Genomic DNA, 10,346 nt, shown 5'->3' on the forward strand with positions numbered 1-10,346 from the left:
ATGAAGCTATTTAAAACCGCGATTACAGCCCTACTTGCGCTTGCCGTAAGTTTGCCTGCACTTGCTTCTGAAACGCCTAACCTCGATAAAATCAACGAACGTGGCTCACTGCGCGTTGGTATGTCGACATTTGTTCCTTGGGCGATGCGTAACAAACAAGGCGATCTCGTTGGCTTTGAAATCGACGTGGCGAAACGCCTTGCCGAAGATTCAGGTTGGAAAATCGAATTTGTACCTACGGCATGGGACGGCATTATCCCTTCTCTATTATCGAAGAAGTTTGATGTGATCATCGGCGGTTTGTCTATCACCGAAGCTCGTGCGAAAAGCGTATTGTTCACTGAACCTTACTCGCATTCTGGCGTTCAACTAGCGGCGAATAAAGAGCTAGCAGAAGGTTTTACACAAATATCTGATTTTGATTCTCGCCGTGTGAAAATTGCCGCTCGTCGTGGCGCATTCACGGTTCAAGTAGCTCGTGAAACCTTCCCTAAAGCGAAAGTTCTACAGTTCGATGACGATGCTCAAGCATTCCAAGAAGTATTAAACGGCAACGCACACGCGGTTATCGCGTCTAGCCCGAAACCAGAACATGAAGCGATTAAAAACGCAGACACGCTATTTATTCCATTTGAAGAACGCCTATCAAAAGGTAATGAAGCATTTGCAGTTCGCCTAGGTGAAACTGACAAGACAGAATTCTTCAACGAATGGATCAAAGCACGTACTGAAGACGGTTGGTTGAAAGAGCGCTACGAGTACTGGTTCTCTACTCTAGATTGGCAAGACCAGATTGCTCAAGGTCAGTAATCAGAACTTTTGCTAGTGAATTAAGGCAGTGCATTGTTTGCGCTGTCTTGTTTAAGACAACGAGATAGCTATAACCTCATAGCCACCTCTCACAACACATCAATTATTATCGTTTAAACAGGAATGACGTGAGTAGTACTAGCGCATTAACAACACCTAAGCCCAACGTTCATATGAAGCCTTGGTATCAACGCCTTAACCTTTTAGATGGCGTGTTACTCGCTGTCATTTGTGTGTTTGCAGGCTGGCTTTATTATCGTTCTGCTGTTGGTATTAACTACCAGTGGCGCTGGGAAGATGCGTTTACCCTGATTTTCATTCCACCTTCTCAAGGTAATATTCCTTACTTTTTCCAAGGCTTGATCGCAACGCTGCGCTTGAGTGTTTGGAGCATGGTATTAGCACTTTCTTTTGGCACATTACTTGGCGTTGCTAGGCACTCTAAAATTGCTTTCTTTCGTACGCCTGCACTGATTTTTATCCAGTTGGTTCGAAATATTCCGCCGCTGGTGTTTGTCTTCATATTCTATTTTTTCGTTTCAAACCAACTGATTCCATTACTTGGTTTAGAAAGTATCTTGCGTGAACACAACGGCGATATTAACGCTGTTCAAGCCTTTCTGTTTGGTCCTGCTAACCTTTGGGAAAACTTGGCGTCTGGTGTTATCTGTATTGGCTTGCTCTCTTCTGCTTATATTGCTGAAGTAATTAGAGCTGGCTTAGAAGGTATTCCTAAAGGCCAATGGGAAGCGGCCGATTCACTCGGTCTGTCTGCATTGTCTAAGTATCGATTTGTAGTCGGCCCGCAAGTATTAACGGCTATCACACCGCCATTGGCTGGCCAAGCAATATCTTTGGTTAAAGACACGTCGATTGTGTCTCTGATTTCTATCCAAGAGATGACGTTTGTTGGAACTGAAATGGCAAACTCCTCAGGTTTGATCTTCGAGATCTGGCTGATTGTAGGCTTCGTATATTTTACTTTGTGCTTTGCACTTTCGCGTCTGTTCAAAGTGATTGAGCAACGTTCTAGTGCTTACCTTAACCATCAATAACGTCATTAATTAATAGTACCGACTCTCCCGACCATTCATTGCCCTTATCAAGTTCACCTGGTTGGCTTAAGCTATTGACCAATCGGGATTTATCCCTTCATATTTCTTCTTAGAAACACAGCAAACCCATCATTTAGTCACTATACTTGAAGTATCAAATTCCATTGGATCTTCTCAAGGACTTCACTCAGCATGGACAATCATAAAGAAAGAGCTTTTTACGCCGTTGTTGGCGCATTGGTTGGAGACGCCGCTTCCATGGGGCTGCATTGGTTGTATGACCAAGAGAGGATCTTGCACGTGGCGGGTTTTGAACCAGAATTTCGCTCACCAAACCAGTTCGATTATCAAGACAAAGGCTACTTCGCCCACCAAGGTAAAACCGCTGGCGACCAATCACAATACGGTGCTCAGTTATTGGCGATGGTCGATAGCCTAGCCGATAATCAACACTACGACGAAGCGAGTTACATTAAGCACTTCCGTTTCTGGTTTGATTTTGGTGGCAGTTGGCAAGGTTACATTGATAAAGCGACTCGTATGAGCTTGCTGAACATACATAAACTAGAGCTAACAGAAGCTCCAATCACAGCCTGTGGCGCTGATGACACCCAGCTACCTGCTGTTTCAAAGCTAATTCCTTTAGTGGCGTGTACTTACACCTCTCACACCTTACCGGCAATGGTAGAGAGTGCGGTACGAGTGACCAACAACAACGACAAAGCCGTGGAATGGGCACAAGCCATCACCTTATTGGTTCAAGCGGCAATTCAAGGCAACTCTCCACTGCAATCGGTAGAAATGGTGCGACAAACTTGTAGCAAGTTCATACACGATCAAATCGACGAAGCACTGGCTGATCCTGAGCTTTCGATTACAGATGCCGCGAAGAAGTTTGGATTGCATTGTGAACTGAGTGCCGCGTTCCCCTTGCTGATTCGCATTATTGCAGGTGCTCAGAGTTATCAACAAGGCATTCGCGACAACATCTTATGTGGTGGTGACAGCTGCGGTCGTGCGATTGTAATTGGCGCGGTATTAGCGGCGTGTTTCTACGAAGGAGATGGCGAAATTCCAACCGAATGGCTAAAACAAGTCGAACTCAATGGTGGCGTGCTGTCTTTGCCTATTGAGTGATTCCCACAACAACGAACTAGAGCCTGACATAAGACAAGCACACTTCTAGGTCGGATGTCGTTCCTATAAAGTTGGAACACACTGCGATAACTCATTCTTCAGCCAAACAACAAACGGGCTTTCTGGCTCTTCATGGTTGCTATCTTGCGTGAGCAATATGTACTGGTGACCAGAAGGTACGAAGCCAAACGGCGCGATCAAGTTACCTCTTTCAAGATCGTCGGCGACAAGTGGATAAGACCCAAGCGCTATGCCTAACCCATCGACAGCCGCCTGAAAGCAAAAGTAGAAGTGTGCAAATGTTTGGTTCGCTCGAGCTTTTGACCACTCTCCACCATTAACTTTATCTATAGTGATAGCCCCCCAATGACTCCAAGCATCTGGCCGTGTACTGCTGTGCAGTAATTTCACATCATCTAAGTTATCTTTTACCTGCTGCCAATAACCCGGGGAACACACAGGGCCTACCCACTCTTCAACTAGTGGTATCTGTTCGTAACGCTCGGTTAATTTAAAGTCATCTCGGCGAATCGCCATATCGAGCCCTGTCGCATTCAAGTTCACAGGCCCACCAGCAGTCGACAATCGAACATCAATTCCGGATTCGTTATAGAAATCACCGAGTCGAGGCATTAACCAACGCATGGTCAATGTGGGTTCGCATGAAACTTCCAACGCTTGATGATTCAGCTGATTAAGCTTATGGACTCCAGTCTCCAAGGCTTGGAACGCTTGCTCTGTGTAACCTTTGAGTAATTCCCCTTCTTTGGTGAGACACACATTCCTGCCCTGTTTGTAGAACAAAACTTGGGATAAGTGATTTTCCAATACCTTGATCTGCTTACTCACCGCGCCATGTGTGATATTGAGTTTATCCGCCGCTTCACTGTAACTACTCGAATGCGCTGCTACGTGGAAAATATGAAATGCTTTCAAATGTCTCATGTGTGATTTTTTCTCACAGATAGGTAGAATTCATTTCGATTATAGGCAGCAATAAAAAACCATACAATGCTGGCTCATCAAATATAAAGAGTTGGAGTCATTATGGAGTGGTTAAGCCTAGCAGTATTGGGACTATTGATTGTTATCAGCCCAGGCGCTGATTTCGTTTTAGTTTTGAAAAACAGTGTCAATCAAGGAAGACAAGCAGGGATTTGGACTGCAATCGGTGTCAGTTTAGCGATTTGTGTTCACATCAGTTATTCAATGCTTGGGATCAGTTACTTAATCTCACAGAATGAGCAGCTGTTTGACATGATTAGATACGCAGGTGCAACCTACCTTATTTATCTAGGGCTAAAAGGTATCCTGAGCGCAAACAACAAACTTGCACCGATGGAAGATACGAAGCAAAGCACCAGTGTTTGGCGCTATTTAGCCCAGGGCTTTTTGTGTAACGTGCTCAACCCAAAAACCATGTTGTTCTTCTTGAGCATCTTCACTCAAGTCATCTCACCTGATGCAGAGAACCAGCATGTCGCACTCGGCTATGGACTTTATATGATTTTTCTTCACGGATTATGGTTTGGAGTTGTCGCCATGCTTTTCACTTCGAAGACGTTACAAAAGCACTTATTGAGAGCCAAGAAAAGACTCAATCAAGCGTGTGGGGTTGGCTTAGTGACGTTCGGAGCACTGTTGGCGATTAAATCGTAAACAAGCGAGTCAGAAATAGAAAGCGATTCAAACGACTGAATCGCATCTAACTGGGTCTTGGTAAAACTCTAAACAAGATTCATCGGTCTAATATCGGCACTATCAGGGAAGATAGCGTTGAGTTGTTTCACTTCTATCGATAAATGTCGGTTGAGCACACCCTTGATAACCGAACGCATATCAATCGTTGGATTAAGATCTCGGCCTTCATATAGTTGGCTTTGGCTCAAGCCCGGCCAATTGGCAATAACCTTACCACCCGCTCCTTTCAACGATGGCATCGTGCCACCTGCAACAAACATGACGTTGCCGGTGCCATGGTCGGTTCCTTTAGTGCCATTTTCTTTTGCTGTTCGACCAAATTCACTGGCTGCAATGATCACTGTCTTCTGCCAACGATCACCAAGTGAAGCCTTGAGAGCCGCTAACCCAACATCCAAAGTTTTAAGCTGATTACTCAACCGTCCATTTACGTTACCTTGATTGGCGTGAGTGTCCCATCCACCGAGTTCTAACGCTGCGATGTTTGGTCCGTTATCAGCCGACAATATGTCGCCTGTTTTACCCATCAATGATTTAAACTGTTTGCCGACACCTTGGTCGCCTACCAGTTGATCTATCTTCATGACACTTTCAAAGTTTGAAGACAGCATTTGGTCACTTTGAAACAACTCTTCCAGCAGTTCCGTTTGTTTATCACGTGTTTTTAAGCGGTTTGGGTACCAACTTGCAACGGTCGATTCGCCCTGCATGATGAGTGGTAAGCCCGAATCAATCGCTATTCCATCGTATTTTTCTGAGCTCAACGTGAGTAAACGGTTAATCCACCCTACGGTGTTAAACGGGTCGGAAGTGCCATTCTCCAATATCTTCTGTCCATCAAAATGTGAGCGCTCGCGATAAGCGGTTGAACAAGCGTGTACAAAGCTGAGTTCGTTACTCTCATACCATTGATGGCATTGCTTTAGGGATGGGTGAAGCCCAAAGAAATCATCCAACTTCACTAGCTGTTCAGGTTTTAATCCGATGTTGGGTCTCAAATTAGAGTAATCCGGATCGGCATGCGGCACTACAACATTTAAACCATCCATCGCGCCACGCAGTGATACCCAAATGAAGATATTGTCTGAACCTGTTTTGGCAAAGCTTGGAAATGGCAGCATCGCACTGACGCCAACAGCCGCCGCAATACCCATGAACTGGCGGCGGTTAATACTATGTGGCGCTTTATTCTGAGAACAATCTGACTTTTTCATACCCACTCCTAACGATATTGAAACTGCGGACTTAGCCACAACAGGGAAAGTTGCATTGCAGCGCTGTCGGCTTTGTTCAATACAATTTGGGTGTGTTCATCAATAGCATCGCCATATAAACCCGCGATCACTTTATCCACTACCGCTTTCGGCTTAACTCCTGACGCTTTAGCCGATTTTATTGCAGCAGACGCAAGCCTATTCGCAACTTGCATACGTTGAGTCAACGCCGAAGGGCTATTGTAGTCTCTGTCTTGATCCGACCAGCCTGCAGGTGAACCCGGTTTAAAAGGAGGCTGCCCTAAATTGTTGAGTGCATTGAATGCCTGTTTCTCGTTTAAAGAAATATCGGCACTACGAAGAACGGCAAACAGCCACTCCTTCGGCGGTCTAAAACGATTAGGGTTAGGTTTATTCGCCTCAGCGCTGTTCAATAACAAGCGATAGATAGGCAGTAAATCTCCCTCGCCTTTCAGATATTCAGCAACCATTTGCTCTGAGAGTTCTTTAGGTATGTCGCCAATGAAATGCTGGCAAAGCTTATCAACCAAGTGCGCAGCAGTGTCTTTGTGGGTCGCTAAGGTTTTTAAACACGACTCTCCTTGCGAGACCCCGGATTGAGAATAGGACTTTCCAAGCAGTGTGATACTTCCTGGCTCATGCAGATTATTAGCGAATCGAAAACCAGCATCAGGAGATTTGAATTTAATGCCCCAGCCTGAAATGCCTTTTGCTAAAGCAATAACATCTTGCTGAGTATAAGAACCGTCAACGCCAAGAGTGTGAAGTTCTAAGATCTCACGAGCGAGGTTCTCATTGAGCCCCTTATTACGGCGCTTTCCGACTTTTGAATTGGGACCAATCGAGAGTTGATTATCGAGATACAGAAGCATCGCAGGATGTTTAGAAGAAGCCATCAGCATCTCGCCAAAGTTACCATTCCAATGCTGGCGAACCACATCGTTTTCAATGCTGGCGGCCAAGGGCATCAGTTTTCGATTATCGACCGAGATGGCGAAGTGATTGCTCCAAAACTGAATGATGCGCTCTTGAAAACCATAAGGAGTTTCAACACTTTGTAGGTGGCGAGCTTGAGCTTGTTGTCGATACTGCGTTCGAAGAAAAGACTGCGCTTCTTTCTTCGTGGCTTGCATCTGTTGTTCGTCACCCTTGGCCTTCATTCGTTGTACACGATTCTCTCCTACTTTAATCAGAGTAGATTCAGTACTCGGTAAGTCTTGTATAGCTTGGTGAACGAATGGCTTTTTATCCAACTGTTCTACAGGAGAGTAATAGGTTGTTTGACCTAGTTTTGGCCCAAAGCCAAACCTTTGTTCACCCACGATTTTTGAAGTCGGGTAATAATTCATTGCACACTCCCTTACGCTCGATCTTTTCTAAGTGTAATCGCTTAGTCATCAAGCATAGGGAGCTTTACAAGGTTTTACGTTAGATGGGTGTCAGGTGCCCATCAAGTTACAGACACGGTGTGATCATTTTGAATGAGTGTCTATTTACGCCACATATAGACAAACTGCTCGTTCTGAGAGGTGATTTCAAAGCCAAACCTCAAGTACAACTCCCCAACTCGATTACCTTTTAGGTAACAAAGTTCGACGGGTTTATTGAGGCAGTCAGCCTTAGTTAAACAATCTTTCAATACTTGGCTACCAATGCCCTTCCCATGATACTCAGGTAGTAAGAAGAATCGGCAAAAATAGAAGTGATCGCCCTTGTCTTGCAACAACACACTACCAATCGCTTTATCTTGATATTCAATTATTTCAGGGCGTTCTTCTGCCCACTCTTCGGCGTGTATATCTCGTTGAATTTGTTCATCCCAGCCAAATACGGCCTTGATTGGTTCAAACTCAGCGGCCTTCTTAAGCTCGAACAGAAATTCATAATCTGATGACTGAGCAGGTCTTGTTGAATACTTCAAAATACCTCCAACAATAATTGGCTATGGCTTCATTTTCGTTTAAACCGGGACATAGTAACCCCGATAAAACCCAAAAATGCCACGCTTAAATGTTCATTTTGGTTCTAGTTGGTAACGTAAGACTTCGTGTTTATCTTGCTCTGAATAAAAGGTACTCAGGAATTGTCCACCGCACTTCTCTATCACCTTTTGCGAAGCAATATTGCCCCTCTCACACGTAATAATAGCGCTTTCGGTCAATACGTGTCGTTGAACCCAAGACAACATATGACTTGCGATACCCCGCCCTCTGGCTTGTGGCAGCGTCTCATATCCGATATGTCCAATAACATCGTGAATGTGCGGACTGGTACCATGACGAACTCTTATGACACCAAGGATTTGACCAGAGTCGATACAAAAATACGTAGAAGCAGGCGTCCACCCTTCTGGCAAACCCTCGCCTTTTGAATAAGCAATTCGTCTTTCTAAATAGGCATCACTGCCATCGGAAATCCCCGTGTAAATATCTACCCCATCCTCAGCGCAAGCGTTCACATAGTAATGAAAGGCCGTTGAATGTGAAAGAGCAGCTTTAACCATGTCCATATGATGTTGATTCTCCAACGGCTTCTACGCTATTTAGTTCAGGAGCGACTCGCAATTTTGACCTATTATCGACTACTGCTTCTTAACGTACTTCGCCGTAACCAGCATTTCACCGCCACCATCCAGCTTGCAATCTAGTTGGTGATCTTTGCCTTCATTGATGCGTCGAATCACAGCTTTAGTACCAATTTTCAATACGCTAGAACTGCCTTTAATTTTTAGATCTTTAATGAAGGTAACTTTATCGCCACTTTCCAATACAACGCCATTCACGTCCTTAACACGCGCGGCTTCTCTTTCTAAACGCTCTTCTTCTGGGTTCCATTCGTAGGCGCACTCAGGGCAGATTAGGTTGTTTTGGTCTGGGTAAACATATTCAGATTGGCATTGCGGGCAAGGAGGTAGAGACATACGTTAATACTTAATTTAAATAGAATTTGTTCCATTTTAATGGCTCTTGTCAGGCTTAGCGAGCATAAATCTAACAAGTTTTACAGAGAGCTAATTGTCTTTAAAAAAGAGCAGTACCTAAAACGAACAAACACAGCTACTAAGCTGTGTTTGTTTAAAAGTTTGAGAAGCGGAACGGATTAACGTTCGACTTTTGGTGAGTAAATCGAGTAAGCGGTGATTTGCCCTGCCACGATTGCAGAGAACATGAATAACGCCGACAAACCAATACTAGGAATAGGCAGAATCGACTGTTCAAACACCGACTGGCTGGCACTTACTAATACTCGGCTACCCGGAACCAAGATGATGATCCCTTGCACGATATAAATAGAGCCCGTGAGCTCCATCTTCTTGGCAATCCAAGTCCCGTACAAAGTAATAAGAACCGTCGTAACCCAAGTACCGACAACCCAACCACTATCAAAACCTAGATAGAACGGGCCCCACATACCGAGAACCGCTACTGGTAAACCAAGTAAGATGTCTTTAGGTCGCGCATTGAACATCACACCGATAGAAACAGAGATCAGCACCAAGCCAGATATGTGCATCCACATCGGTACCGCATTGGTATAGTCGATGGAGACCGCTTGTCCCCATATCGCTTCACCGATGTTGAGCCCCATGATAATCCCTACAAACAGCTTAATCAGGGTTAAGGCGCTCTGCCCTAGCAAGCTGGTACCAGAAACCAAGTCATTAAACGCCAAACATTCTAGTGCGTTGGCTATGGATAGCCCGGGGACAAACAAGACGATCGAGGCGATACACAACGCCCACACTGGTATCGGCAACCCTGTGCTCGCCAAAAACGCTACAAAGATACCCGTTAACAATGCCGAGATGAATTCAACTGCGATAGCGCGACGTGAATGAAGGACTTGCTGACAGACCCAAACCATCAAACCCAATAACGCAGAAAAACCCACCGCTTCCAACGTACTGCCCACCAGCATCAAATACGCAGGCGGAATCCCCATATTGGCTAGTGCAGTCACAAATTTAGAGTAACCGACAGGCTCTGGTACAGGCTCACTGCTCGGTTGGTTAATACGAATGATCGTATTGGCCAACAAACTCAGGTTAATTGAAGCAGGCTTTAGACGCTTTAGAATCACAGCGTTGTTATCGTCTGGAAACTGATAATTAATCGCGGTTGGCGTTGCTTGGATCATCACATCCACACCATGCTTTTTAGCATAATATTGTGTATATTTTTCAAGCTTATACGGAGCGCAACCACTGCGGTGAAGAGTATCACCAATTTCAACAATTTTGTTAATTCGGAACTGAGAAGGCATGGGTATTTTAGCGGAGACAAAATGTGCGGCAAATGTACCAAACGACAGACGGAATGACGAGGCTTTTGCGTGAATTATCAACTGAACTCGTTACTTTTTTCTGCAAAGGCTTAGAAGTCTCTATAACAGGGCAAGATTACGAAGC

At 44.8% G+C, this 10,346-nt stretch carries 11 protein-coding genes; 4 read left to right on the forward strand and 7 right to left on the reverse strand.

Annotated features, from left to right (window positions below; translation table 11 throughout):
• From AB4209_RS06750 to AB4209_RS06760, 3 genes are all read left to right on the forward strand, one after another.
• Entirely contained in the window at positions 1-810 is an 810-nt protein-coding gene (locus AB4209_RS06750; protein ID WP_102394540.1) for a transporter substrate-binding domain-containing protein, read from the forward strand.
• Positions 811-938: 128 nt separating this feature from the next.
• The gene (locus tag AB4209_RS06755) at positions 939-1,865 is read left to right on the forward strand and encodes an amino acid ABC transporter permease (protein ID WP_102394539.1); all 927 of its coding nucleotides are present in this window, start codon (positions 939-941) and stop codon (positions 1,863-1,865) included.
• Positions 1,866-2,057: 192 nt separating this feature from the next.
• Positions 2,058-3,002 (forward strand): ADP-ribosylglycohydrolase family protein, encoded by a 945-nt coding sequence (locus AB4209_RS06760; protein WP_102320749.1) that lies wholly within the window; start codon positions 2,058-2,060, stop codon positions 3,000-3,002.
• A 63-nt stretch (positions 3,003-3,065) separates the two neighbouring features.
• Here AB4209_RS06760 and AB4209_RS06765 read toward each other — a convergent pair whose 3' ends face one another.
• The gene (locus AB4209_RS06765) at positions 3,066-3,947 is read right to left on the reverse strand and encodes a LysR family transcriptional regulator (protein WP_017064462.1); all 882 of its coding nucleotides are present in this window, start codon (positions 3,945-3,947) and stop codon (positions 3,066-3,068) included.
• A 102-nt stretch (positions 3,948-4,049) separates the two neighbouring features.
• Here AB4209_RS06765 and AB4209_RS06770 point away from each other — a divergent pair, with 102 nt between their 5' ends.
• Entirely contained in the window at positions 4,050-4,661 is a 612-nt protein-coding gene (locus AB4209_RS06770; RefSeq protein ID WP_065583929.1) for a LysE family translocator, read from the forward strand.
• Between the two features lie 68 nt (positions 4,662-4,729).
• On the opposite strand, the gene AB4209_RS06775 is transcribed toward AB4209_RS06770, so the two are convergent.
• From AB4209_RS06775 to AB4209_RS06800, 6 genes are all read right to left on the reverse strand, one after another.
• Positions 4,730-5,917, reverse strand: a complete 1,188-nt coding sequence (locus AB4209_RS06775; RefSeq protein WP_017062670.1) for a DUF1501 domain-containing protein — start codon at positions 5,915-5,917, stop codon at positions 4,730-4,732.
• An 8-nt stretch (positions 5,918-5,925) separates the two neighbouring features.
• Positions 5,926-7,287: a DUF1800 family protein gene (locus AB4209_RS06780; RefSeq protein ID WP_372055249.1), complete on the reverse strand. Its 1,362-nt coding sequence runs from the start codon at positions 7,285-7,287 to the stop codon at positions 5,926-5,928.
• A gap of 140 nt (positions 7,288-7,427) precedes the next feature.
• On the reverse strand, positions 7,428-7,859 hold the full coding sequence (locus AB4209_RS06785; RefSeq protein WP_372055251.1) for a GNAT family N-acetyltransferase: 432 nt from the start codon (positions 7,857-7,859) through the stop codon (positions 7,428-7,430).
• Positions 7,860-7,952: 93 nt separating this feature from the next.
• Positions 7,953-8,447, reverse strand: coding sequence for a GNAT family N-acetyltransferase (locus AB4209_RS06790; RefSeq protein ID WP_372055253.1), 495 nt, complete (start codon positions 8,445-8,447; stop codon positions 7,953-7,955).
• 72 nt (positions 8,448-8,519) lie between these two features.
• Positions 8,520-8,858 (reverse strand): zinc ribbon domain-containing protein YjdM, encoded by a 339-nt coding sequence (locus AB4209_RS06795; protein ID WP_004731484.1) that lies wholly within the window; start codon positions 8,856-8,858, stop codon positions 8,520-8,522.
• A 179-nt stretch (positions 8,859-9,037) separates the two neighbouring features.
• Complete coding sequence (locus tag AB4209_RS06800; protein ID WP_017058966.1) at positions 9,038-10,201, reverse strand: threonine/serine exporter family protein; 1,164 nt, start codon at positions 10,199-10,201, stop codon at positions 9,038-9,040.
• Positions 10,202-10,346 lie beyond the last annotated feature (145 nt).

This window comes from Vibrio sp. 10N.286.48.C11, assembly GCF_041469805.1.
Lineage (GTDB): Bacteria > Pseudomonadota > Gammaproteobacteria > Enterobacterales > Vibrionaceae > Vibrio > Vibrio crassostreae_C.